This is a genomic window from Thermoanaerobaculia bacterium, assembly GCA_035260525.1.
In the GTDB taxonomy this organism is placed as follows: Bacteria; Acidobacteriota; Thermoanaerobaculia; order UBA5066; family DATFVB01; genus DATFVB01.
In genome coordinates, this window is the sequence record DATFVB010000204.1 from 1 (window position 1) to 25,119 (window position 25,119).

A 25,119-nucleotide genomic window follows, 5' to 3' on the forward strand; every position below is an offset into this window, starting at 1 on the left:
CGGCGAGGAGGCGCCGGTCGTGTCGTGCGGCACGGACGTCGACGAGATCGCCGCCAAAACGGCGGGGATCTCGCCGGACCCCGACCGGATCATCTATGCGGGTCGGCTGCTCGCCCACAAGCGCGTCGACCTTCTGCTCGACGCGCTCGCGCTCCTTCCGCACGTCCGCCTCGTCGTGTACGGGAGAGGGCCGGAGCGGGAACGTCTCGGCCAACGGGCGCGGCGTCTCGGCATCGAGAATCGCGTGGATTTCCGGGCGCCCGCCCCGGAACGCGTCGAGCTGTGGCGGGAGATCCGCCGTTCCGCGCTCGCGATCCAGCCCTCGGCGCGCGAGGGATTCGGGATCTTTCCGCTCGAGGCGATGGCGGCGGGGGTCCCGGTCGTCTGCGTTCGTGCGGAGCTCAACGCCGTGCCGGAGCTGGTGCGGCCGGGGATCGAGGGCGCCTGCGCGGAGGCGAACGCGGAGTCGCTCGCGGAGGCGGTCCGCGGGCTTCTCGGAGTGCCGCAGCGGGCCGCGATGGGAGAGCGCGCGCGCCTGCGTGCCGCCGGGTACCGTGCCGACGACGCGGCCGCGGCGATCGAGTCCGCGTTCGAGAAGCTCCTGCGGCGGGCGGGTATCCCGGTGCGGCCCCCGCCCTCGCGCGAGGAGCGGGACCCGGCCGCGTAGCGCGATGATCCTGCGGACCGCCGCGCTCTTCGTCCTCTCGGCGCTCGCGGCGTACGGCGCCGGGACCGTCGTCCCCTCGCGCCTCTTGCGCTCGTCGGCGGAACGCTGGGGGCTGCGGATCGCCGCGGGTCTCGCGCTCTACGCGACGGTCTTCTTCGCGCTCGCCGCTTTCGGCCGTCTGCGGCGCGCGGAGCTCGCGGCGGCGGCCGGCGCCGGGATCGCGGCCGCCGCGTGGAACCTCCGGCGTTCCGTCCGGCGGTCCGCAACGCGCGGACCGGCGCCGGTCGTGGTCGCCGCGGCTCTCGCGGCCTTGCTCGCGGGGGCGTTCGTCCTCGCTCTCTATCCGCCCACGGCATTCGACGAGACGCTCTATCACCTGCCGACGGTCGGCGCGTTCGCGGCGTCCGGACGGATGCCGTTCCTCGCGTCGCTTCGCGCGCCCGTGTTTCCGAACGCCGCGGAAGCGCTCGAGGTACCGCTCTGGCTCTTCGGCGGAGACGCGGCGACGCACCTCGTCCCGCTGCTGGCGACTGCCGCGACGGCGCTCCTGGTCTTCGCGGGGGCGCAGGCCGCCGGCGACGGCGCGGCCTGGCTCGCGGCGGCGATCTTCGTCTCGTCGCCGATCGTCCTGCACCTCGCATCGTCGGGCTACGTGGAAGCGCCGCTGACGCTCTTCTGCTTCGGCGCGTTCGTCGCGATCGGCCGCGGCAGGGAGGGCGGCGGCGGACGTCGCGCGCTCGCAGCGGGGCTCGCCGGCGCCGCGGCGTCGGTGAAGTATCTCGGCCTGCCATGGGTCGCGGGCGCCGCCGTTGCGGCGGCGGCGCTGTCGCCGCGCGGCAAGCGGCTTCGCGCGGCGGCGATGTTCTCGACCGTGGCGGCCGCCGTCCTCGCTCCCTGGTACCTCCGGATTTTTCGCTCGACCGGCAACCCGGTCTTCCCGTTCCTCCCCGGGCTCTTCGGCCACTCGGCTTGGGACGCCGTGGGGCTTTCCCACCCGGGCGGGATCGGCCGGGCGGCCGGAGATTTCCTCCGGCTCCCGTGGGACACGCTTTTCGCCCGCGGGCGCGTGAATTTCCAGCCGCCGTTTTCCCCCTGGTTTCTCCTCGCCTCGCCTCTTCTGGCGTGGTTTGTCGTCCGCGACCGGCGCGCGCGCGTCTCGATCGCCCTCTGCCTCGGATGGGGCGTCTTCTGGCTCGCGATGCCGCGCGACTCGCGCTACCTCGCGGTCGTTCTCCCGATCCTCTCCGTCGAGATCGGCCGCGCGGCGGCCGACGCGGCGCATGCTCTCGGCCGGCGTCTTCCGGCGTCGTTCGCGGCTCTCGCCGTCCTTCCCGGCATCGCCTATGCCGCCTGGCGAATCGTGCGGCAGGGTCCGGTCCCCCTGCGCGCGGCCGAGCGGGAGCGGTATCTCGCCGAAAAGGTGCCCGGATACCGCGCGGTCGCGTTCCTGAACCGGACGGCGCCGCGTGAGACGGTGTTCGTCTGCGGCGGCGAGCAGCTCCGCTGGTATTACGCGGGAACGATGATCGGCGACGTCTCGGGGATCGCGCGGTACGACGAGATCCTCGCTCTGCCCGACGGCGCCGCGATCGCGCGGCGGCTCGATGCGCTCGGCGTCCGCTACGTTGTTCGGGTGCGCCGGGCTTGCCGCGCCTCCGGGATGGACCGCCGCGACTTCCCCTTCCGGCCTGTCTACGAGGATGGCTCGGCGGTCGTCGAGGAGCGGTCCGCGCCGCGCTGAACGATTCAGCGCAGGCCGCGGACGAGGAAGAGGTCCGACAGGACGCGGGTGTAGCTGTAGACGTAATGCCGACCGTCCGGCGTGATGAGCGGCGCGCGGATGAACGCGACGCCCGCCGTGTCGTTCGGAACGAGGTCCTTCCACATCTGGCGATGGCCGTCGGAGAGACGGACGAGATCGATCCGTGCCGGCAGGGCGCCCGGGGTGTAGACGTAGAGAGATTTTCCATCCGCGCTCCACCGGAGCGGCTGCTCTCCCGGCTCGATGTACGGAAGCGGCTCCGGAGGACCCCCGGCGAACGGATAGAGATGCAGGGAGCCGTCGGCCGCCCGCCCGATGATCACGCGGGAATCCGGAGAAATCAGATGCGAATAGAGGAGGACCTCGACGCCCTCGTCCGTGACGGGTCGCGATTTTCCGGAGGCGATCTCCTGGACCCAGATGCGCGAGGGGCGTCCGTTCTGGCTGATCGCGAACATGATCTCTTTTCCGTTGGGCATCCAGTCGAGCCAGAGGACGGTTCCCTTGTTCGCCGGGAGCGAGACCGGCGTTCCGACGCCGGTCGGGACGAGAACGGCGTGAAATTGGTCGGTCGGCTGCAGCGAGGGGAGCGTCAACGCCCACTTGCCGTCCGGGGAGAGGGCGAACGAGTTGCCGTCGCCCAGGCGGACCGGTGAGGAGTCTCCCGCCCGAAGCGCGTAGATGGAGCCCGTCGGGCCTCCCCCTTCGGCGTCTTCGTCGAAGAGGAGCGTCTTCCCGTCGACCGAAAGATCCCGCACGGCGGTGTAGTCGAGGTACGACAGGTCCCGTTCCGCGGCATCCCCCGACATCTCGCCGAAGGCTCCGACGCGCATGTTGTCGCGTGCCAGCAGAACGCGGCCGCCGCGATCGGCGTCGTGGATCGTGAGAATTCCCGGCAGTTCGAGAAGCAGTCTCTCCCGCCCCGAGGGCGTGAGCGCCCAGAGACGCCGGTTTCCGCCCCTCCGGATGGCCGTGAACCACACCTCGCGTCCGTCGGCCGACCAGCACAGTCCTTCGAGGCTGTTCCACACTCCGGATCGAGCGATCGTTTTTCCCGCGGTGTCGATCATGACGAGGTCGCCGCTGTCGCCCGCGAAGAAGGGATGATCCTCGAGCGCGATCCGGTCTCCCGCGGGGGAGAACCGGGGGCGTCCGACCCAGCCCGTCGAGGTGAAGATCGTCTTTCCGATGGGGTATTCGAGCCGGTCGCCGGTCCCGGCGCGTCGCACGACCGCGAGCGTCTTTCCGTCGGGGCCCCAGTCCGCCCACTCGACGCTCTCCAGGATCTGGCGCGGCACGCCGCCGGAAAGCGAGGCGTCCGCGAGCGTGCCGGAGGAGTCGAACGACGAGATGAAGTGCCGTCCGAGCGAGATCGCCATCAGGGAGGATCGCGAGATTCCCAGGAGATCCCCGCCGAAGCCGAGCGAGCGCGAGAGCTGACTCTCGGGGCGCACCGTGAAAGTCTCGAACGGGCGGCCGGCCCAGGAGGCCCCGTAGACGATCGTGTTCCCGTCCGGAGCGAAACGGGCGTCGATGATCGTTCCCCGCTGGAACGTCAGCTGCTGAAAGGAAGGCGTCGGCCTTCGGCCGCGTCCGCCGATCCAGAATCCGATCCCGACGAGCGCGGCGGCGAGCGCGATCGCCGCCGGGATCTTCCAGGAGAACCGCGATCGCGCGCGCGAGGCGAGGACCGGCTGGCTCTGCGACGTCCCGGAGAGCGCTTCGAGGTCGAAGGCGATGTCGCCCGCGGACTGGAATCGTGCCGACGGCGACTTTTCGAGGCAGTGCCGCACGATGCGGTCGAGAGAGGGGGAGATGCTGCGGCCCGTCTCGACGAGATCGGAGGGCTCTTCGCGGAGGATCGCGCTCATCGTCTCGACGGCGGACTCCCCGCGGAACGCGCGGCGACCGGAGAGCATCTCGTAGAAGACCGCGCCGAAGGAGAAGATGTCGCTCCGGTGGTCCACGTCGCGGCCCCGCACCTGCTCGGGCGACATGTAGCCGACCGTGCCCATCACGGTGCCGGGCTCCGTGCCGGCCGGCGTGGTCGGCGCGTTCGTCGCGGCGTCGGCGGGGCCGATCTTCTTCGCGAGGCCGAAGTCGAGGATTTTGACGCGGCCGTCGTCGGTCAGGAAAACGTTCTCGGGCTTGAGATCCCGGTGCACGACCCCTTTTTCGTGCGCCGCGGCGAGCCCGCGCGCGATCGGGATCGCCATCTCGACGGCCCGCCGCTGCGGAAGGGCGCCGGCATCGAGCTTGTCGCGGAGCGTCGATCCTTCGAGGAGCTCCGTCACGGCATAGACCGTTCCTTCGTGCGATCCGAAGTCGAAGATCGAAAGGATGTTCGGATGGTTCAGCGCGGCGACCGCGTGCGCCTCCCGCTCGAACCGGGCGAGCGCGTCCCGGTCTCCGGCGATCGACTCGGGGAGCACCTTCACGGCCACCTCGCGGTTCAGCTTCGAGTCGCGCGCGCGATAGACCTCGCCCATGCCTCCCGAACCCAGGGGGGCGAGGATCTCGTAGGGGCCGAGCCGGGTGCCGGCGGTGAGTCTCAAAACGGTGCCTCCGGTGGAATCTTACCCGCCCGGCCAAGGCATACCGGAGAGCGTACGTCGTGCGGCCGGTCGGGTCGACGGAGTCGTATGGCGGCCCGTATCCCCGCGGGTCGAGGGTTTGTCTGGGATAGCGGTGTCGGTTCGGACGTGGGTGAGGCGCTTCTTACTTTGCCGTCGACGCCTTCCGGGTCCATCGCATCGCGGGGGATCCTCCCCGAAGTAATCGAGGGGAGGTCCCGCGACGGTCGTCGTGCGGCCGGTCGGGCCGACGGAGTCGTATAGCGGCGCGTATCGCCGCGGCTGTGAATGCTTTCCGGGAAGGTCGTGTCGGTTTCGAAGGAAACGAGGCGCGGGGAGACGTGCCGAAAGACGGCTCCGGCGGACGGACCGGACGCTAAGGCGTACCGGAGAGCGTACGTCGTGCGGCCGGTCGGGCCGACGGAGTCGTATAGCGGCGCGTATCGCCGCGCCACCTAATCGGTGTAGTTCGGCCGGGCGAGCACCCACGGATGCCCACGTCCCGCGACCCGGATCGACATCTCGTGACGGCCGCGCGCGAGGCGCGGGCGCGCGAAGGTCAGGACGTAGAAGCCCGAGATCGCCCGCGTGACCTTTTCCATCGCGAGCCTCGGGAAGACGTGCGTCTTCACGTACAAACCGCCCGTATCGCCCGCGAGCGCCTTGAGCCCTCCCTCCATCGAGTGGTAGTCCGCCGAAGTGACGTCCAGGGCGAACACCGAGGTGTGCGACCGCTCGAGAGCGACGCGCGCGGGAGGGTAGTTATGGTCGAGGATCAGCCCCATCTTCGAGTCGAAATTGCCGATCCCCCACCCGAAGAAGAGGAGCGACTTCGACCCCGGGAGGGCTTCGAGGGCCTGCCCGATGACGCGGAGGGCGTGCTCCGGTAGCGTGGCCCGGCGCGCCGCCCGAAAGTCGATCGAGGCGGCGAGCGACGGGAATTCGCCGGGCGCAAGCGGCTCGACGCGGTCGAAGTAGAGGGTTCGGTCGATCGCGTGCCGGAGCTTCCCGCGATCCCCCGTGAAATCCTGCCGGAGCTTCAGGTGCGAATCGAACGACAGGACCGCGACGCGGTCGTCGGGCGAGCAGGTGTCGAGAAACCGGTGCGCCTCCCGGATCATGCGCATCTGCCCGGTGATCCGCGACATCTCGTAGTCGGTCTGGAAGAAGAGGACGATGAGCCGGCCCGCGAGCGCGGGGGCGCGCCCCGTTTTTTCGCCTCCCGCCGCTTCCGGCGCGGGCTCGGGCGGAGCCGAAGCGGGGGAGACGGAGGCGGTCGAGATCCACTCGACCGAGTCGATCGGCGCCGGACGGCCGTCCACGCGGAGGGCGAAGTCCGCCTTCGAGAGTCCCGCGATCGGATTGCCGGCGTTGTCGATCACGTGGACGTCGACGACGACCTCCTCCGACGAGACGCTCTCCTGGAATCGCGCGGCCGGGCCCTGGGCGCGGGCGGGCAGCGCCGCGACCAGCAATGCGGCGGAGAACCGGGCCCAGAATCGCACCGGTTCAGTCTACCCGGGCCGGCGTCGCCTTCGAGCCGATCCGGGCAAAAGGGGCCGATCGCCCGGCTCTTTTTCGCTCCTCTGGCAGTCGTCGTTGTACGCTTTCGCTCCGGGCTGATACCCGCTCGGCGTGTCACCGTTTCGTCCAGTCGAGGTCCCAGGCTTCCCGTCTCTCCGCGAAGCCCGTGATCTTCCCCGTTGGATCGCGCCGGAAGATCTTCCGGTACCGCGGCTTTCCCGGAACGAAGAGGACGTCCGGAGCTTCTGCGCGAATCTCCTCCCAGGGCCGCTTGGTCTGGCGACCCTCGAGACCGTCTCCTTTCGGGCGGATCTCGTAGTCGATCCCGGGAGCGAGAGCGTACGTGCCGACGTATTCGGCGCGGAGCGCGTCGGCAATCGGCACGGCGGGAGGATCGGTGCGGAGAGCGAGCACCTGCCCCGCGATCAGGCGCCAGCCGGCCGGCGTCCTCATCCAGGTGTCGGTCGTGCGGTACTGACAGTGGAGCGCATGGCCGTGGTAGCTCTCGTTCTCGTCCTCGACGTGCGTCGTCACCGCGACGTCACCGTGGAACGCCGCGCGGAAATCGGTCACGCGGATCGTCCCGGAGACGCCGGTAGGCAGCGGCTTCGTGCCGTCGACCAGTCCCTTCTTCGTCATGACGGCGCCGTTCTCGTCCGTGTACTTCACGTCGGGATCGAGATACCGGTCCCAGACGGCGGCATTCCCGGCCGAGATCGCGTCGAACATCTCCTGCGTCTGGCGCTCGAGCACAGCGGCCGCGTCGGCGGGCGTTTCGCCACGGAGCGGCCGCGCGACGGCGGCGGCGAAGAGAGCGGCGAACGAGGCGGCGGTGCAAAGCGATCTCGATTTCGTCATGGCGCGTCCTCCAGTGGGAACCGGAAGCGGCGCGGGCGCTCCGCCCGCGCCGCCGGCCGGGTCAGGCGATGGCGAAGAGATACGGCATGAACTGGACGCTCGGATCGTTCGTCACGTTGTCCGTCGTCGCGCCGTAGAAGATCGCTCGGCCCCCCGAGTACGCGATCACGATCGAGTCATTCGCGTCGAGGGAAAAGCCGCCGGTGAAGTCCTCGACCGTGAGCTGGAAGTACGAATTCGCCGGGAACGTCGTGGACGAGGTGTGCACGACCGCCCCGGACGCGTCCTTGACGGTGACGGAGACGAACACCGGGCCGTCGAGCGTCCGGACGCCGATCTGGTACCGATACTTCACGAGGTCCGGCGGCCCGAGGAGGACGCCCGTGACGGAGACCCCGAGCCCTCCGAAGATGTGCGAGAGATCGGTGATCAGGCTCTCCGTGAATCCGGTCGTGCCGGCGTCGCCGGCGTCGCTGAAAACGTGAGCGAGCACGAGCGGCGTGTCGTCTCCCGCGCCCGTGTAGACATCGACCGAATACAGTCCGGAGAGATCGAGAGCCGCGACGATGTCGTCCGAGCTCTTCGTCTCTCCCGGCTCGAGGGTGAATCCGAGCGACGGATCGGTCAGCGTGCCGGTCGCGCCCATCGGGTGGAAGATCATCCGCCCGCGGATCGTCTCGAAATCCGGATTTTCGAGCTGGATCCCGGTCTTGAAGATCGCCGATCCGGCGCCGTGGAGCGATCCCGCTCCCGCCAGGACCCCGGCGAAGTTCTCCGGCGAGCCGGGGCCGGAGGCGTAGAGCGCGAGATCCATGTGCGGAGTGGTGTTGCCGGCGTCGGGCGTGAAAGAGGAAGAGACGTCGCCGCTCAACTCGACCGTTCGACCGAAGCCGTGGATGGTCCCTTCCGCGGAGCCGCAGCCGCCGGGGGTCACGTCGACGATCCCGAGCACGTCTCCGGCCTGGACAAGGATCGTCGGCGAAAGCGTCACGGCGGAGAGCGAGCTCGGGCCGTCGGCGTTGGCCGAGAACGGTCCCTGCTCGGCGACGAAGTCGAACCCGGCTCCGTTGGGCCGGAAGACCTTGATCTTGATCTGCGTGCAGCCGAGGTTCGACCAGCCGAAGTAAACGGTGTCCAGAACGCCCGAGCCGGTCACCGGGGCGTCGATCGCGACGGCGGTAAATCCCGCCGGCGTTCCCTGAAGGGAGACGGTGACGAGATTGCCCGCCGTGACCGTTCCGGCGACGACGATTCCGGCGCCGGCGGCGGCGGGCAGGGCGATTGCGGCGGCGAGGGACAGGAGCCATGGGTAAACTTTCATGATTTCCTCCTTCGGGAAGGCGAACCGCCTCGTGGGTGCGGTTCTAAATGGAGCGGTCGACCCGGCCAGAAAAAACTGACGTCGAGGCTAGCACAACGGGCAAAACCGCGGCAGCCGGGAGAACCCTCGCCGCCCTTCTTCGTATCTCCCGGCGTGAAGATCCTTCTCTGGCTCCTGCTCCTCGTCGCCTGCTGGCCGGTCGCGCTGCTGGCGCTCGTCCTCTACCCGTTCGTCTGGCTGCTGCTGCTCCCGTTCCGGATTCTCGGAATCGCCGTCGAAGGGGTGCTCGCGTTCCTCCGGGCGCTCTTCTTCCTCCCCGCGCGGGTGCTCGGCGCGGGCCGTTGACGTAAGATTTCGTCCATCCATACCGGTGCGCCCGGACGCGGGGGGAAGCGATGTCCGAAGGCGACGAAGACGTCACGGAGGTTGGCGGCACGGCGCCGGGCGAGCCGGCGGCCGGCGGGGCTCTGGACGAGGCCCCGACGGAAATCTCGACCGCCTCTCCCGGACCGATCCCCGCGCACATCCGTCCTCCGGTCCTTCCCGACTACGAGATCGTCGGATTCATCGGCGAAGGCGGCATGGGGCGCGTCTTCCGGGCCGTCGACCGGAAGCTCGGCCGGACGGTCGCGCTCAAGTGCATCCGCGGCGACGACCGCGAGCTGATCGCCCGATTCCTCCAGGAAGCGCGGGCGCAGGCGCGCATCGAGCACGAGAACGTCTGCCGCGTCTTCCAGGCGGGGGAGGCCGCGGGCCAGCCCTTCATCGCGATGCAGCTCCTGCGCGGCCGTTCCCTCGGCGAGGAGGCTCGCTCGCTGACGCTCGAGCAGAAGGCGCTGATCATGCGCGACGTCGCCGAAGCGCTCCAGGCGGCGCACCGCATCGGCATCATCCACCGGGACTTGAAGCCCGCCAACATCATCGTCGAGAGGACGGAGAGCGGCGGCGTCCACGCGTTCGTCGTCGATTTCGGTCTCGCGCGGGACGTGGAAGAAGGCGGGCTGACGGTGACCGGGAGCCTCGCCGGCACGCCGACGTTCATGTCGCCCGAGCAGGCTCGCGGGGACCGCCAGGCCGTCGACCGGCGCTCCGACGTGTACAGCCTCGGAGCGACCCTCTACGCCATTCTCGCCGGGCGGCCGCCGTTCGAAGGGGAGAGCACGTTCGACGTCCTGACGAAGGTCGTCCAGGACGAGCCGGCGCCGCTCGTCTCTCTCGTCCCCGGCGTGCCGACGGATCTCGCCACGATCGTCATGAAATGCCTCGAGAAGGACCCGGCGGCGCGCTATCCGTCGGCGCGCGAGCTCGCCGAGGACCTCTCGCTCTACCTCGCGGGGGAGCCGATCCGCGCCCGCGCGGCCTCGATGATGTACCGGCTCCGGAAAAAGGCGCGCAAGCACCGCGCCGTCGTCGCGGTCGGGGGCGCGGCGCTCGTGCTGCTCGCCGCCGCCGGGGGACTGGCGCTGCGCACGCGGCTGCAGGCGTCCGCGCGGGCGCGCTTCGCGCAGGAGCTCGGCCAGGAGGCGGAGAAGATCGAGTGGCTCATGCGCGCCGCCGAGGAGAGCCCGCTCCACGACGTCCGGCCCGAGCGGAAGCTCGTCGAGACGATGATGGACCGGATGCGGTCGCGGATCGAGGGTCGGCCGCGGGAGATCCGAGCGGCAGGGCTCTTCGCTCTGGCGCGGGGCGATCTGGCGCTCGGCGATCCCCGCGGCGCCCGGGCCCGTCTCGACGAGGCGGCCGCGCTCGGGGAGCGAAGTCCGGACGCGTCCTACGCGAGAGGACTCGCTCTGTCGCGCATCTACGCGGAGGAGCTCCGCGACGCGGACCGGATCGGTGAGAAGACCCTCCGCGAGCGGAAGCGTCGCGCGCTCCACGAGACGTACGTCGTGCCCGCGCTCGCGGCGCTCAAGCGCGGGCGCGCGTCCGCGACGGCGGCCCCCGAGTACGCGGAGGCGCTGATCGCCCGCTACGAGGAACGTTCCGACGACGCGGTGAGGCTCGCGCGCCGGGCGCTCGCCCGCCTTCCCTGGCTGCACGAGGCGGCGGCCCTCCAGGGGGACGTCGTCCTCGCGGAAGGCCACCGGCACCGCGAGCGCGCCGAGTATCCGCAGGCGATGGCGAAGCTTCGCGAGGCCGCCGACCTCTACGCGGAGGCGTCGTCGATCGGGCGGAGCGCCGCGTCCGCCTACGAGGCCGAATGCTCGGCGTGGGCGGAGATCATGTACGTCGACAACGATCTCGAGCGGGATCCGTCGGAGGCGTACGGCCGGGCGCTCGACGCGTGCGGGAAGGCGCGCCGCGTCGATCCCGCGGATGCCGGCGCGTACCACCAGCTCGCGTTCGCGCAATGGCAGTGGGGGCAGCACCAGCTCGCGCGCGGCCAGGACCCCGCCCCGGCGCTCCGGCGCTCGATCGAGGCGAGCGCCGCCGCGCAGCGCCTGCGGCCGCGCTGGGCCGAGTCGGACAACGCCATGGGCATCGCCTACGGCTATCTCGCGCGGGTCACGATGGTCCGGGGCGGCGATCCGCGGCCGCTCCTCCGGAACGCGATCGCAAGCTTCGACCGCGCGCTCGCGATCGACCCGAACTTCGCCTACGCCTGGCTCACGCGCGGGCTCGGTTTCATCGATCTCGGACGCGACGCCGCCCGGCGCGGAGAGGATCCGCGGCACGACTACGACGTCGCGATCGACGACGAGCGCAAGGCCCTGGCGCTCGATCCCGCCTGGACGTTCCCGCGCGAGAGCCTCGCGCAGGCGTTCTTCCAGCGGGCGTTGTGGGAGGCCGGGCACGGCGGCGACGCGGAAGCATCGTTCTCGGGCGCCATCGAGGCGTTCGAGGCATGCGCGCAGGCGGGGGACGATTCGCCGTCGCTCCACGTGTCGTTCGGCGACGCTCTCGCGGCGCGGGCGCGGTATCGGCGGGACCGGGGAACGAAAGCGCCGGACGACTCGGCGCGGCAGGCCCTGCTCCATTACCGCTCGGCGCTTCCGCGCTGGCCCGAGCGTGCGAAGATCGAGGCGAAGATCGCCGAGACCGAGAAGCTCGCCGCGGAATCGCCCGGGGCGCGGTGACGGCTCCGGCCGCCGCCGCCCTCTCGAGCGCGGCGGCCGCCGGAGAATCGCCGCCCCGGGGAAAGGCCGAACGCCGCGCCGCCTCCGGGGGAACGAGGGAGGCCGACTACGATAGGCCCTGTCCGATGTTTCGCCGAACGATGCTTTTCCGGGCCGCGCTCCTGGCGGTGCTCGCCGCCGCCCCGCTCCGCGCCCAGGAGCCGAGCCCGGTCCGGCTCCTTCGGACGTATTTCGCGGACCCGAACGGCGTGCTGCTCGATTTCGCGTGGCGGTTCGCGCCGGGCGACGGGCCGGACCGCGCTCTTCCCGATTTCGACGATTCGTCGTGGACGCCCGTCCGGCCGAATCTCGCGGCCGCCGATGTCCCGGGGGGGCGCTGGCCGGGCGTCGGCTGGTTCCGGCGGCACGTCGTCGTCGAGCCCGGGCTCGAAGGTCGGCCGATCTCGCTGCGGCTCGCGGCGCCGGGCGCCGCGGAGGTCTTCCTCGACGGCCGCCGCGTCCTGACGTCGGGCGTGGGCGGGGCGCCGCCCGAGGTCCCGTTCCGGGAGCGCGCCGACGCGTGCCTCCTCCGATTCGAGGGTCCGCGGCACGTCCTGGCGGTCCGGTACTCCTATCCGGCGTCCGCCCCCCGGGCGCGCGCGGGCTTCGGCTTCCATCTTTCCCTCGCCGATCCGGCGCTCGCGCCGCGCCGCCCCGACGATCGTCCGTGGATCGCGGGAGCGCAGGGGGCGATGGTCGCGCTCCCGCTCTTCCTCGCGCTCCTCCACCTCGCGCTCTTCGGCTTCTCCCCCCGCGCGCGGGAGAATCTCTTCTACGCGGTCGAGATGGCCGCCTTCACGGTCATCGTCCTCCAGGAGTTCTCCGTGGATCTCCTCACGTCGGAAGCGGAGCGCGCGGCGCTCGGACGCTTTTCGCTGGGAGCGCCGATCGTCGCGATCGTCTTCGGCCTGCTGACCTATTACGCCGTCCGGATGGCCCGCTTTCCGAAGACGTGGCTTCTCTTCGCGGCGGCCGGCGCCGTATTCCTTCCGCTCACGTACCTCGTGCCGTCGCTCCACGAGGCGACGCAGGACGTCCTTTTCTTCGGGGTCATCGTGGAGGTCCTCCGTCTCGAGCGGGCGCGCCGGACGGTGCGGCGGCGGGGCGGGCGGATTTTCGTCTGGAGCTTCGCGGTCTTTGGCCTGACGATCGTTCTCCAGATTCTCGTCAACGTCGGCGTGCTCCGGTCGGTGGCGGGCGTCCGACCCGTCTACATCGTCGGCGTGCTGGTCTCCGCCATCGGCATGTCCCTCTATCTGGCGTACGGCATGGGACAGGCGCGGCTCGCCGAGGTCGAGAACGCGCGGAAGTCGCGCGAGCTCGCCCAGGCGCGAAAGCTCCAGCTCTCGATGCTCCCGCGCGACCTCGCGAGCGCTCCCGGCCTCGACGTGGCCGCCGCGACGTTCACGGCCGCGGAAGTGGGCGGCGACTACTACGACGTGCGGCCCGCCGGCGGCGGCGCGATCCTCGTCGCCTTCGGAGACGCGACGGGCCACGGCCTCGCCTCGGGGATCGTCGTCACGGCGGCCAAGGCGCTCTTCACGTCGATCGCCCCGGACGCGGCGGTCGGCGTTTCGCTCGCCGCGTGCAACCGCGTTCTCCGGGAGATGCGCCTGCCGGGATTCCAGATGTGCCTCGCGCTCGCCCGAATCTCACCGGGAGAGATCGCGATCGCCTCCGCGGCGATGCCCCCGGCGCTCGTCCATCGGAAGTCGGGAAGCATCGAAGAGATCGGAGCCGGCGGTCTCCCGCTCGGAACGCGCCTGCCGGGGCGGCACGAGGAGCGGCGTACGCGCCTCGCGCCGGGCGACACGCTCCTCTTCGCGAGCGACGGCCTGGCCGAGCTCCTCGACCCGCGCGGGCGGGAGCTCGGCTACCCCGGCGTCTCCGCGCTCCTGCGGGAAGCCGCCGGAGCCGGGAGCGCGCGCGGCGTCGTCGATCGGCTCGGCACGGCGGCGGCGGCGCATCGCGGCTCGCGTCCCCAGGACGACGACATGACGTTCCTCGTCGTCCGGGTGGTGGAGTAGGGACGTCGACGCCTGCGCGTAGCCCCGCCGGTCGTCACTCCGCGGCGGATGCCGGCGCGCCCGCCGCCGCGCGCCGCAGTTCCATGATCCGCCAGAGGTCGTAGATCGCCTGACAGACGCAGACGAGAGCGGAGACGGCGAGGATCGCGAAGACCAGTACGTCCAGTAGGGAGGAGATCGGCACTTCCCCGGCCGCGCGCCGATGCGCCCTCACGGCCGCGGCTTCCAACCGGACTGCGGCCGCGTGCGGCGCGACCACGAGCGAGACGAGGACGGCCGCGACGAGGTCTCCGGCGGCCCGGATCGCGAGACGCGTCCGTGTCCAGTACGGCCGGAGCAGGTTGACCGCGGAAATCGCCACCGCGACGGCGGCGAGGGCGAGGAGCGGCCAGTAGAGCCGCGCGTGGAAGTCCTGCCAGACGGGCCCCGCCGTCCAGCGCGCGCCCGAGCGGCCGAGATCCCACACCGGGAACCCGGCGCCGACGTCCGCCCACCATGTCATGAACAGGATCGACAGGGCCATCTCGATCACGGAACCGAGGCGCGGGATCCGTTTCCGGTCGTGAACGCGGGGGAGCTCTCGCGGGCTCCACGCGTCGAGCACCGCGGCCCGCGACTGCGTCCGGTCGATCGCCGCGAACACCACGGTCGTCGCCGCGAAGGCCGTGAGGCCGAACTGCCAGAACGCTCCCACCGTCGCGGCGAGCGCCTCGCCGAGCGGGGTGGCGGCGTGCCCGCGCAGCAGGACGATGCGTCCGAACCCTGCGACCGCCCAGGAGATGAGGTAGATGAAAGCCGCCGTCTTGAGGACCGCGCGGTAGATCGGATAGACCGACGGGCCGATGAGGTAGTGCTGCGGCAGATAGCGGCCGGCCACGAGGATCGGCCTTCCGCAGCGTTTCAGGATTTCCGAGACCTCGCCTTCGTTCGGGTCCCGGCCGAGCGCGGCGCGCTTTTCGTCGATCTGCGACTGGAGGTCCTCCCGGAGCTCCGTCACGATGTCCTCCTTCTGGGCGCCGGGAAGCCACCATTGGATCGCCTGAAGATACCGGTCGAGCAGATCCATGATTCGCTCCTTAGAGGATCTCGCCGAGGGAGGCATTCAGCGCCTTCCACTCGGCCGTGAGCGGTTTCAGGATCGCCTTTCCGCCGGAGGAGAGGCGATAGAACCGTTTGTTCCTTTTGTCCTCCTCGCGCCACTGGCTGTCGAGGAGTCCCTGGCTCTCGAGACGGCGGAGCAGGGGGTAGAGCGTTCCCTCGTCGATCTCGAGGCCGAGGTCGGCGAGCGCCTTCCGGAGCGTGTAGCCATACTGCTCGGTCTTCAGGGCCCCGAGGACGGCGAGGACGAGGCCGCCGCGGCGGAGCTCCATCCGGAGGTTCTCGAGGGCGGCGTCGGACGCTTCTACAGTGCGCGACATAGGATGTTGCGCATACTATGTGAAACACAGTATAGTGTCAAGAGCGAAGCGCGGATGTTCGAACGCCGCCTCGTGGCCGAGGATTCACGGATCCCCGGCCGGCCGCGTCACCGGCGGCGCCGGGACCAGGCGAGGCGGTCAAACGAGGATCAGAAATCCACGCGGCTGTTGATGCCGTAGATCCGGAGCGGGTTCGTCAGGTTGTCGATCGGGACGAGCGCGAGCGACGCGCGAAGGCCCGGGCGGTCTCCCGAATTGACGTCATTTCCAACCCGGATTTTCCCGGATGATCCGAGCTCGCGCGCCCCGGCCCTCAGCTCCAGAACCCCGTGGCGCGCCGGATCCGGCCGTCCGCGCCAAGCTCGAAGACGTTCGTGCCCCGCCCGCGGACGTTCCCGTCCGCCGCTTTCGCGATCCACGGCGCGATCGCCGTCCCCTGGCACTGCGCGACCTCTCCGTCGCGCGAGAGCGTCATCGCCGGCATGAAGCGCTGCACGGCCGCCAGGTGTGCGACGAGGTCCTCGCGGTCGACCGTGCAGCTGAACGCGTCGCCGAACCGTACGTCTTCGGCCGTCGCCTGTTCGAGGAGGCGCCGCCGGGCGGCTTCATCCTTCTCGTTCCAGGCGGCGAAGAAGGCGTCGATGCAGGCTGCGGCCTGCGCCTGCGCCTCGCGCGAGACGACGTTGGCGAAGACCGCCATCTGATAGCGCCAGCCCTGGACGTGCTCGGCGCCGATCGACGCCGGCGCGTCGGAGGAGGCGTGGGTGAGATGGACCGCCGTCCCGTCCGATCCCTCGTCGAGCCGGATCGTCACGCGCGATCCGCCGAGAGGGATCGGCTTTCCCTCGCCTTCGTAGCCGTAGGTGAAGACGATGCGTCCGGGAGGATCGATCTCGACAATCTTCCCGCTCGCGACGACCCCGCCCGGGTAGCGGATCCGGACCGCGCCGCCCGGCCGCGGATCGATCGCCGATCCCTCGCCCCACCAGGCGGCGAAGCGCGCGGAATCGGTGAAGTAGCGGAACACGATCTCCCGCGGCGCGCGGATGAAAATGGTCCGTTCGATCGTGAATCCCTTCGCGTCGGTCACGCCTTCCTCCTTCTCGTTCCCTTCCTCGGGCCGCGCCGGGCGGCCTCGATCTCCGCTTGCGTCTTCAGGCGTGCGAGCGCGTCGTCCCACGACGCTTCGAGCCAGCGTCGAAGCGGCTCGAGCTCCCGTTTCCGAGCGGCGTAGTAGCGCCGCCGTCCCTCCCGCCGGCAGCCGACGAGACCCTCGCGCGCCAGCAGCGCCAGGTGCTGCGAGACGGCGCCGAACGTGACGTCGGGCATCGCCGCCGCGATCTCTCCGGCGGGGAGCTCCCGGTCCCAGACGAGCCGGAGGATCTCCCGCCGGCGGGGGGCGGCGACGACGGCCAGATTTGCGCTCACGACATTAGTATAGTATAAACTAAATCATTGTCAAGCGCCCTCGCGGCGCGGAAAGGGGAGGCGATGAAAGGCATTCCGATGATCATCCTGGCGGGGGCGATTCTGGGTTACGGGGGGACCGCGGCGGCCGCGCCCGAAACGGTACACGTCACGTATCACGTTCAGCCGGGGAAGCTCGGGGAGTTCCTCGGCGTCCTCGGACGACATTACCCGGCGGGAAGGAAAGCGGGAATCGTGCTGGCCGAGCCGCATCTGATTCTCTCGGGAAAGGAGGACGGGGGAAAGCCGGTCGCGATCGAGATCCTCACCTGGCGCGACGAAACCGACCCCGACGACGTCGCGACGAAATACCCGGAGATCCGGAAGATCTGGGACGGACTGAACGCGCTGGTCGAGAAGCGGGCGGGGAAGCCGGGAATCGAGATCGACGCGATGGAGATCGTGACGGAGCCTCCTCCGAAGAAGTGACGGCCGACGGCAAGGGAGCGGCGAAGCCGTCGAGACCGATCGGGTGAGGACGATCTCAATGTCGACGTTTCCGGCCTCGCCCGCGGACTATGATCCGGCCGAGAACCGGCATGCATTCGAAATCCGCCGCGCGAACGGCGTTTCTGACGCTCGTCGCCCTGACGGCCTTCGCCGCGAACTCGATCCTCTGCCGTCTCGCGCTCGGCGCGGGAGCGATCGACGCCGCGAGCTACGCGACCGTCCGGCTCGCGTCGGGAGCCGTGATGCTGGCGCTGCTCGTTTCGGCGAGAAGGAGCGGCGGTTCGCGCGGCGACTGGTCTTCCGCGGCCGCCCTGTTCGTCTACGCCGTTCCTTTCTCGTTTGCGTACCGGACCCTTTCGGCCGGCACCGGCGCGCTCGTCCTGTTCGCAGCGGTCCAGGCGACGATGATCTCCGCCGGAGTCGCGCGGGGAGAGCGCCCGCGCGCGATCGGCTGGCTCGGAGTCGTGCTGGCGCTCGCGGGTCTCGCGTGGCTCGTGCGTCCGGGGCTCGCGGCGCCTTCTCCGGAGGGCGCCGGCCTCATGGCGATCGCGGGCATCTCCTGGGGCGTCTACTCGCTTCGGGGGCGCCGCTCGGCGACGCCGCTCGCCGACACGGCGGGCAACTTCGCGCGGGCGGCGCTGCTGTCGGCCGCGGCGAGCGCGGCGGCGCTCGGCTCGGCGCACGCGAGCGCGCGAGGGATCCTGCTCGCGGCGCTCTCGGGCTCGCTCGCCTCCGGCGCCGGCTACGCCGTCTGGTACGCGGCGCTCCCGCGGCTCGCCGCGACGACGGCGGCGGCGGTCCAGCTCGCCGTCCCCGTCCTCGCCGCGGCGGGCGGCGTCGGGCTGCTGGGCGAGCGGGTGACGCTCCGGCTCGTCCTCGCGTCGGCCGCGATCCTCGGGGGCATCGCTCTGGCGGTCGCCGGGCGCGGCCGCGGGGCGCGGGCCTGAGGACGATGCCGGCCGATTCCCGGAAAACGGCCCTTCTGTCGTAGAGTTGGCGCGGAGGTCGAAAGATGCGACTGGATTTCTCCCGTTTCACGCTCGCCGCCGCCGTGCTCGCTCTCGCGTCCGGTTCCGTCCTCGCCGCGGGCCCCGAGCCGAACCCGTTTTTCTCGGCGAGCCCCCTCCAGTACCAGGCGCCGCCCTTCGACCGGATCAAGGACTCGGATTACGCGCCGGCGCTCGAGGAAGGGATGAAGCGACAGATCGCCGAGATCGAGGCGATCGCCGACGATCCGGCGGCGCCGACGTTCGAGAACACGCTCGTGGCGATGGAGCGCTCGGGCGAGCTGCTGACGCGGGTCGCCAAGGTCTTCTTCAACCTCACGCAGTCGAACATCGACGACGCGATGAAGAAAGTCCGCGCCGAGGAGGCGCCCAAGCTCGCCGCCCACCAGGACGCGATCTTCCTGAACCCGAAGCTCTGGGCGCGGGTCAAGGCCCTGTACGAGAAGCGCGACGCGCTCGGGCTCGACCCGGAGAGCCGGTATCTGCTCGAGCGCTATTACAAGACGTTCGTCCGGGCGGGAGCGAACCTTCCCGCAGCGGACCAGGCGAAGCTGAAGGAGTGGAACCAGGAGGAGGCGAAGCTCACGACGGACTTCGAGGAGCGCCTGCTCGCCGGGACGAAGGGGGCCTCGATCGTCGTCTCGGACCGCGCCGAGCTCGCCGGGATGCCGGAGACGGAGATCGCCTCGGCCGCCAGCCGCGCGAAGGAGCGGGGGATGCCGGGCCAGTGGGTCCTCGACCTCCAGAACACGACGCAGCAGCCGGTCCTCGCGAATCTCACGAACCGCGGGCTCCGGCAGCGGATCCTCGAGGCTTCGGAGATGCGCTGCGACCGCGGGGACGCCAACGACACGAAGGCGATCGTCGAGAGGCTCGCTCAGCTCCGCGCCGACCGCGCGAAGCTCCTCGGATTCCCGACGCACGCCGCCTACGTGCTCGACGACCGCATGGCGAAGACGCCCGAGCACGCGCTGAAGCTCATGACCGACATGGTGCCCGCGGCGACGGGCAAGGCGGAGCGCGAGGCCGCCCGCATGCAGCAGATCGTCGACGCGGAGAAGGGCGGGTTCAAGGTCTCCGCGGCCGACTGGGAGCTCTACGCCGAGAAGGTGCGCAAGGCCGACTACGACATCGACGTGGCGCAGGTGAAGCCGTACTTCGAGCTGAATCGCGTGATCGAGGACGGCGTCTTCTTCGCCGCGCACCAGATGTACGGGCTGACGTTCAAGGAGCGCAAGGACCTTCCCGTCTACAACCCGGACGTCCGGGTCTGGGAAGTCTTCGACGCCGACGGGAAGTCGCTTGCGCTCTTCTACGGCGACTACTTCCAGCGCGCGAACAAGAGCGGAGGCGCCTGGGACGACAGCTTCGTCGACCAGACCTCTCTCCTCGGGACCCATCCGGTGATCGTCAACGTCCTGAATTTCCCGAAGCCGGCGCCCGGAGAGCCGGCGCTGCTCTCGCCGACCGACGTGAGCGCGGCCTTTCACGAATTCGGGCACGCTCTCCACGGGATGTTCTCGAACATCAAGTACCCGACGCTCGGCGCGACGCCGCGCGACTGGGTCGAGATGCCGTCGCAGTTCAACGAGCACTGGGCGCTCGAGCCGACCGTGCTCGCGCACTACGCGCACCACTACAAGACCGGCGCGCCGATCCCGGCGCCGCTCGTCGAGAAGATCCGGAAAACGAAGACGTTCAACATGGGGTACATCACGACCGAATACCTGGAGGCGGCGCTCCTCGATTTCGCGTGGCACACGCTTCCCCCCGGCGCGCCGCTCCAGAACGCCGATGCGTTCGAGAAGGAGGCGCTCGAGCGCTATCACGTCGCGTTGCCCCAGGTCCCGACGCGGTACCGGACGACCTACTTCTCGCACATCTGGGACGGCGGCTATTCGGCCGGGTACTACTCCTATCTCTGGAGCGAGCTGCTCGACGACGACTTCTACTACTGGTTCAAGGAGCACGGCGGGATGACGCGCGCCAACGGCGACCGCTTCCGCAGGATGGTGCTCTCGAAGGAAGGGACGGAGGACGTCGCCGACATCTTCCGGGCGTTTCGCGGCCGCGACCCGATCGTCCAGCCGCTCCTCGAGGAGCGCGGGCTGGTTGAGGAGACCGCGCCCGTCAGGCCCGGCTCGAAGCGCTGAAGGAACCGGCGGCCGGCGTCTCCGGGCCGGTCGCCGCGTTCTCGCCGCCCGGCGAAACTTTCACGGGACGGCTGCGTATCTCCTGTAGAACGTCGACAAGAGATCTCGCCGAGATCGCGCGCCGGCAAGGAGAAGAGCCATGAAAAGAAGGGAGTTCCTCGGTCGCAGCGCCGTGTTGGGAGTCCTCGCGGCGATCCCCTCATCCGTTCTCGCGAGCGCCGAAAGGGGCGCGAAGGCCGCGCCGCCGGCCGTTGCCCTGACGCCGCCCGCTCACGGGCCGATACCCGTCGCCTTCCTGGTCTCGGACGGCGCGGTGGTCATCGATTTCTGCGGCCCCTGGGAGGTCTTCCAGGATGTCGCGGTGCCGGGGCGGGAAAGCGGCGCGTTCTCGCTCTATACCGTCTCGGAAACGGCGAAACCCATCCGCACGAGCGCGGGAATGAAGATCGTTCCCGACCACACGTTCGCCGACGCTCCCGCGCCGAAGGTGGTCGTCATTCCGGCGCAGGGCGGCCACACGCCGGCGGCGATCGAGTGGATCCGCCGGGCGGCGAAGACGGCGGACATGACGATGTCGGTCTGCACGGGAGCGTTCCTCCTCGCAAAGACCGGGCTCCTCTCCGGAAAGAGCGCGACGACGCACCACTCCGCTTTCAAGCGGTTCGCGATGGACTTCGAGGACATCCGACTGGTCCGCGGCGCGCGGTGGGTCGATTCCGGGAGCGTCGCGACGGCGGGCGGGCTCTCGTCGGGCATCGACCTCGCGCTCCACGTCGTCGAGCGCTACTTCGGCCGCGCCGTCGCGACCGCGACGGCGTACCAGATGGAGTACCAGGGGGAAGGATGGAAGCACGCGGACGCCAACGCCGCGTACGCCGTTCGGCGCACGTCGACGGACGCCCATCCCCTGTGCGCCGTCTGCGACATGGACGTCGACCGGGCAAGCGCGCCGAGGTCGGTATACAAGGGGAAGACCTACCTGTTCTGCAGTCCGGAGCACAAGGCGCAGTTCGACAAGGACCCGGAACGGTGGCTGGAAGGCGGGATCTGACGTGGCGGCCGCCCGCCGCCTTCCGTCCGATCGCCCGCGCCGGCGCTTCCGAAGGATGATGGCGGCCGCGGCGCTCGCAGTCGCGGCGACCCGGCGACCGGCGGCCGCCCGGTCGGCGGATCTCGAACGGGCGGCCGAGATTCTCGCGGGCTGCCGGGGCGCGACCGGCGGGGCGCGGTGGGACGCGATCGGGGCCCTCGTCGCGGAAGGCGAGAAGACGAGCTTCGGGTTGACGGGAACGTTTCGCTCGATCGAAGAGCTCCGGACGGGATATTTCCGCCGGGACGGGTCGTATCCCCTCTTCGCCAACGCCGAGGGGCTCGATGGCGAAGGACGATGGCGCCTCGACGACTCCGGGAAGGTGCATCCCCTCGATTCGGACGAGGCTCGGACGGTCGCCGTCTCGGAGGCGTTTCTCGCCGCGCGCGGCTATCTCGTCCCGGGGCGCTCGAACGCCGTCGCGCGGGCGATCCCGCCGGCTTTCGAGAAAGGCGCTCGCTTCGAGCGGGTCGAGATGGCGCCGCCCGGCGGGCGCACCGTCACCCTCTGGATCGACGCGGCGACCCACCGCGTCGACCGGGCCGTGATGCCGCTTTCGACGATCGTCGAGACCATCCGTTACCGCGACTATCGCGAGGTCTTCGGGCTGTGGCTTCCCTTCGAGGTCGAGACCGACGACGGAGACTGGCCGGACACCGGGACCGCGAAGCTGACCCGTTACCGGATCGCCGAGGGCGGCGGCGCCGAAATCCGCCGGCCTCCCGGCAATTCGACCGATTCGGCGATCCTTCGGGGGAACCGGGCGGAGGCGCCGGCGCGCCGGGACCCCCGGAGCGGTTTCCTGATCGTCGAGGCGAGCGTCGACGGCGCCGGACCGTTTCCCTTCATTCTCGACACCGGAGGCCACGACATCGTCACGCCCGCCGCGGCGTCCGCGCTGAAGCTCCCGGTATCGGGGAGCGGCTTCAGCAACGGAGCGGGCCCGGGTTCCACGAAGACGGAATTCACGAAAGTGCGGACGCTCTCGATCGGGGGTGCCGAAGTGCGCGACCAGCCGTTCCTGGTCCTGCATCTCGACCTCGGCACGGCGGTGGTCTCCGGCCGGCGGGCGCCGGTCGCCGGCATCCTGGGACTCGAAGTCTTCGAGCGGTTCGCCGTGACCCTCGACCCCGCGAGAGAGCGCGTCGAGCTCTCACCGCTCGATTCGGCCGGGGTGCATGCGGGCATCGCCGTCCCGCTCCGCTTCACGAACGACACCCCTCTCGTACCGGCGCTCCTCGACGGGCATTCGGGATCGTTCGCGGTCGATACGGGGAACAACGGCGACCTGATCGTGTACGGTCGATGGGCCGCCGCCAACGGCATGGCCGGCTCTGCCGGCCCGGAAGCCGCGGGCGAATCGGTGGGAGGCCGGTTTGCGATGCGCGACGGGCCCGCGCGGACGTTCGAATGGGGAGGGCTCTCCCTCGGCGGTGTTCCGACGATGGTCGCCGGGGAGCATTCCGGCAGCCTCTCGTCGCGCTCGGAGGCGGGAAACGTCGGCGAGTGGATCGTGTCGCGGTTCCGCGTCACGTTCGACTACCGCCGGGAGGCGATGTTTCTCGAGCCGCTCGAGGCGAAGGCGGCCGGCGCCGACTGACGCCGCTCCGTCCTATGCGATCGGGATCTTCTCCTTGTTCCGGTCGAGCCAGGTGGAGAAGCTCTGGAGCTCCGGATCGAGCGCGCGCGAGAGCGCGACGTCGCGGCTCCGGCAGAACTCGTCGTTGAAGATCGCCTGGAACTGGAACATGTTCCCCATGTCGTCGGCGCCCGGGAATCCCAGCGCCCGGTACTGATCGAAGGGCATGTCGTAGAAATTCACGGTTTGCCCGAGCGCGCGCGAGAACCGTTCCGCCATCTCCGGGCCCGAGAGGACCTCCCCCGCGATTCCGGCTCTCCTGCCGATCATTTCCTCGCCGCGCCGGAACACTCCGTACGCGCACCGCCCGATGTCTTCGGAGGCGATGCCCGGGAGCTTTCCGCCGCCGAGCGGGAGCGCGAGCACGAGGCCGCCGTCGGAAGACTTCCGCGGGCCCTGCCCGAAATAGATGAAGTTTTCCCAGTAGAACGCCGCGAGGAGGTATGTCGTCGGAAGTCCCTCGAAGAACCGGTCCGCTTCTCCCTTCGCGTCGAAGTGCGGGACCTTGTACTTCTCCTTGAGCGTCGGGAGCCGCGGGTCCGACAGGGGGAGCCATCGTCGGCTGTCCTCGAGCGTCGACCAGACGACGTGCGCCACACCGGCCGCCTTCGCGGCGAGCGCGATCGCCCCCGCCTGGGCGAGCTCCTTTTCCGGCGAGAGGTGCTCCCAGAAGTTCGTCACCCCGTAGACGCCGTGGGCGCCCGCGAACGCGCGCTCGAGGCTCTTCTCGTCGTCCAGGTCCGCGCCGACGATCTCGAGGCCGAGCGCCGCGAGCGCTTTTCCCTTCTCGGAACCGGGGTTCCGGGTGATCGCCCGGCCGGCGAACGGGCCGGAGCGATCGGCGGCGATCGCGCGGGCGAGCCCTCCGCCCTGCGCCCCGGTGGCGCCGATGACGGCGATGATCTTCTTGTCGGCCATCAGTGTCCTCCGCCGGCAGTCTACCGCCTATCGCCGTCAGAGCCCGAGGATCGCGCGCAAGACCTCCGCCCCGCCGGCTCCCACGGCCGGGGAGAAGCGGAGGTCGCCCGGCTCCCAAAAAAAGGGCCGGCGCCGCGGAGACGGCGCCGGCCGAAACGAGGAGACCCGGAGATTCAGTCGTGGCGCGTGAACTGGGTGCTCGTGTCCTGGGAACCGCGGTTGTCCACGGTCGAGCCGAAGAAGATCGCGCTTCCCTGGGTGACCGTGATCCCGATCGATCCGTCGGCCGGCAGGGTGGAGTCGCCGAGGAAATCGGTCGCTTTCGCCTGCGCGAAGAAGTTCGCGGGAAACGTCTTCGAGACCGTGTCGAGCAGCGCCCCGGACTCGTCCCACACGGTGAAGATCGCCGACACCCCGTTCGACAACGAACGGACGCCGAGGTTGAAGCGAAAGTTCACCGGGTCCGCGGGGAGAATGATGACCGCGGCGTCTCCCGAGGAAAGCGCGTCTTTCGAACGGAAAACCGGTTCGGTGAAGCCGGCCGTACCGTTCGCCCCGTCGTCGTTGAAGATCTTCGCGACCGCGGCCGGCGCCGGGCCGGACGTCGGGACGATCTCCGCGCTGCCGAGGCCGGAGAGCCCCATCGCGGTGAGGACGTCGTCGAAGTTGATCGTCTGCCAGGAACCGAGCGTGTACGGAATCGAAGGGTCGTTCGAACCCGCGGAAGCCCCTCCGGCGTGATAGACGATCTTGCCGGCGATCGTCGACGTTCCCGGATTCGTGAGCTGCAGCTGCGTGCGGAAGTTGCTTCCGAGCGCGCCCGCCAGAGAGCCGACGCCGGGAATCACGACGGCTTCGCCCGCCGGGCTGTCGCCGACGACCGACAGAGAGAACGCCTGCGTGCCGGCGCAGTGCGCCGAATCGGTGGCCGCGAGGCTGAAGTTGAACGTCCCGGTCGACGTCGGCGTGCCGGAGAGCTCGCCCGAATCGTCGAGGTGGACGCCCGGCGGAAGCGATCCGGAGGCGAGGGTGAACGTGTACGGGCCCGCGCCTCCGCTCGCGATGAGTGAGGTCTCGTACGCCGAACCCTGGACGCCCGGCGGAAGCGCCGACGGCGCGATCGCGATCG

The 25,119-nt window shown here is 70.2% G+C and carries 20 protein-coding genes; 10 read left to right on the forward strand and 10 right to left on the reverse strand.

Going from position 1 to position 25,119, the window contains the following annotated elements:
- Both VKH46_10190 and VKH46_10195 read left to right on the forward strand, forming a co-directional pair.
- Positions 1-667: glycosyltransferase (locus VKH46_10190; protein ID HKB71200.1), on the forward strand; the 667-nt coding region annotated here is incomplete at its 5' end.
- 4 nt (positions 668-671) lie between these two features.
- A complete protein-coding gene (locus VKH46_10195; GenBank protein ID HKB71201.1) occupies positions 672-2,408 on the forward strand; it encodes a hypothetical protein in 1,737 nt (578 codons plus the stop codon).
- Positions 2,409-2,413: 5 nt separating this feature from the next.
- Here the strand turns inward: VKH46_10195 and VKH46_10200 are convergent, their stop codons facing one another.
- The 4 genes from VKH46_10200 to VKH46_10215 all read right to left on the reverse strand — a co-directional run bounded on the left by VKH46_10200 (position 2,414) and on the right by VKH46_10215 (position 8,705).
- Positions 2,414-4,984 carry a protein kinase gene (locus VKH46_10200; GenBank protein HKB71202.1) on the reverse strand — a complete coding sequence of 857 codons (2,571 nt, stop codon included), beginning with the start codon at positions 4,982-4,984 and terminating at the stop codon, positions 2,414-2,416.
- 473 nt (positions 4,985-5,457) lie between these two features.
- Positions 5,458-6,507 (reverse strand): VWA domain-containing protein, encoded by a 1,050-nt coding sequence (locus tag VKH46_10205; protein HKB71203.1) that lies wholly within the window; start codon positions 6,505-6,507, stop codon positions 5,458-5,460.
- Positions 6,508-6,640: 133 nt separating this feature from the next.
- Positions 6,641-7,384, reverse strand: coding sequence for a DUF4440 domain-containing protein (locus tag VKH46_10210; protein HKB71204.1), 744 nt, complete (start codon positions 7,382-7,384; stop codon positions 6,641-6,643).
- Between the two features lie 61 nt (positions 7,385-7,445).
- Positions 7,446-8,705: a hypothetical protein gene (locus tag VKH46_10215; protein HKB71205.1), complete on the reverse strand. Its 1,260-nt coding sequence runs from the start codon at positions 8,703-8,705 to the stop codon at positions 7,446-7,448.
- A gap of 153 nt (positions 8,706-8,858) precedes the next feature.
- Between VKH46_10215 and VKH46_10220 the strand changes: the two genes are divergently transcribed.
- From VKH46_10220 to VKH46_10230, 3 genes are all read left to right on the forward strand, one after another.
- Positions 8,859-9,050 carry a hypothetical protein gene (locus VKH46_10220; GenBank protein HKB71206.1) on the forward strand — a complete coding sequence of 64 codons (192 nt, stop codon included), beginning with the start codon at positions 8,859-8,861 and terminating at the stop codon, positions 9,048-9,050.
- A 50-nt stretch (positions 9,051-9,100) separates the two neighbouring features.
- The gene (locus tag VKH46_10225) at positions 9,101-11,782 is read left to right on the forward strand and encodes a protein kinase (GenBank protein HKB71207.1); all 2,682 of its coding nucleotides are present in this window, start codon (positions 9,101-9,103) and stop codon (positions 11,780-11,782) included.
- Between the two features lie 125 nt (positions 11,783-11,907).
- Positions 11,908-13,848, forward strand: a complete 1,941-nt coding sequence (locus VKH46_10230; GenBank protein HKB71208.1) for a SpoIIE family protein phosphatase — start codon at positions 11,908-11,910, stop codon at positions 13,846-13,848.
- A gap of 34 nt (positions 13,849-13,882) precedes the next feature.
- On the opposite strand, the gene VKH46_10235 is transcribed toward VKH46_10230, so the two are convergent.
- The 4 genes from VKH46_10235 to VKH46_10250 form a co-directional block, all read right to left on the reverse strand.
- The gene (locus VKH46_10235; protein HKB71209.1) at positions 13,883-14,914 is read right to left on the reverse strand and encodes a hypothetical protein; all 1,032 of its coding nucleotides are present in this window, start codon (positions 14,912-14,914) and stop codon (positions 13,883-13,885) included.
- A gap of 10 nt (positions 14,915-14,924) precedes the next feature.
- Entirely contained in the window at positions 14,925-15,266 is a 342-nt protein-coding gene (locus tag VKH46_10240; protein HKB71210.1) for a PadR family transcriptional regulator, read from the reverse strand.
- 313 nt (positions 15,267-15,579) lie between these two features.
- Complete coding sequence (locus tag VKH46_10245; protein HKB71211.1) at positions 15,580-16,356, reverse strand: SRPBCC domain-containing protein; 777 nt, start codon at positions 16,354-16,356, stop codon at positions 15,580-15,582.
- Positions 16,353-16,694 carry a metalloregulator ArsR/SmtB family transcription factor gene (locus VKH46_10250; protein HKB71212.1) on the reverse strand — a complete coding sequence of 114 codons (342 nt, stop codon included), beginning with the start codon at positions 16,692-16,694 and terminating at the stop codon, positions 16,353-16,355. The genes VKH46_10245 and VKH46_10250 overlap by 4 nt, the downstream gene beginning before the upstream one ends.
- Positions 16,695-16,757: 63 nt before the next feature.
- Between VKH46_10250 and VKH46_10255 the strand changes: the two genes are divergently transcribed.
- The 5 genes from VKH46_10255 to VKH46_10275 all read left to right on the forward strand — a co-directional run bounded on the left by VKH46_10255 (position 16,758) and on the right by VKH46_10275 (position 23,033).
- On the forward strand, positions 16,758-17,162 hold the full coding sequence (locus tag VKH46_10255; GenBank protein ID HKB71213.1) for a hypothetical protein: 405 nt from the start codon (positions 16,758-16,760) through the stop codon (positions 17,160-17,162).
- 110 nt (positions 17,163-17,272) lie between these two features.
- A complete protein-coding gene (locus tag VKH46_10260; GenBank protein ID HKB71214.1) occupies positions 17,273-18,130 on the forward strand; it encodes a DMT family transporter in 858 nt (285 codons plus the stop codon).
- Between the two features lie 65 nt (positions 18,131-18,195).
- Positions 18,196-20,343: a M3 family metallopeptidase gene (locus VKH46_10265; protein ID HKB71215.1), complete on the forward strand. Its 2,148-nt coding sequence runs from the start codon at positions 18,196-18,198 to the stop codon at positions 20,341-20,343.
- A gap of 139 nt (positions 20,344-20,482) precedes the next feature.
- The gene (locus tag VKH46_10270) at positions 20,483-21,394 is read left to right on the forward strand and encodes a DJ-1/PfpI family protein (GenBank protein ID HKB71216.1); all 912 of its coding nucleotides are present in this window, start codon (positions 20,483-20,485) and stop codon (positions 21,392-21,394) included.
- 58 nt (positions 21,395-21,452) lie between these two features.
- Positions 21,453-23,033, forward strand: coding sequence for a retropepsin-like aspartic protease (locus tag VKH46_10275; GenBank protein ID HKB71217.1), 1,581 nt, complete (start codon positions 21,453-21,455; stop codon positions 23,031-23,033).
- A gap of 12 nt (positions 23,034-23,045) precedes the next feature.
- Here the strand turns inward: VKH46_10275 and VKH46_10280 are convergent, their stop codons facing one another.
- Both VKH46_10280 and VKH46_10285 read right to left on the reverse strand, forming a co-directional pair.
- A complete protein-coding gene (locus VKH46_10280; GenBank protein HKB71218.1) occupies positions 23,046-23,990 on the reverse strand; it encodes an NmrA/HSCARG family protein in 945 nt (314 codons plus the stop codon).
- 173 nt (positions 23,991-24,163) lie between these two features.
- Positions 24,164-25,119, reverse strand: a 956-nt coding sequence (locus VKH46_10285; GenBank protein ID HKB71219.1) for a putative Ig domain-containing protein, incomplete at its 5' end; no start/stop codon positions are given.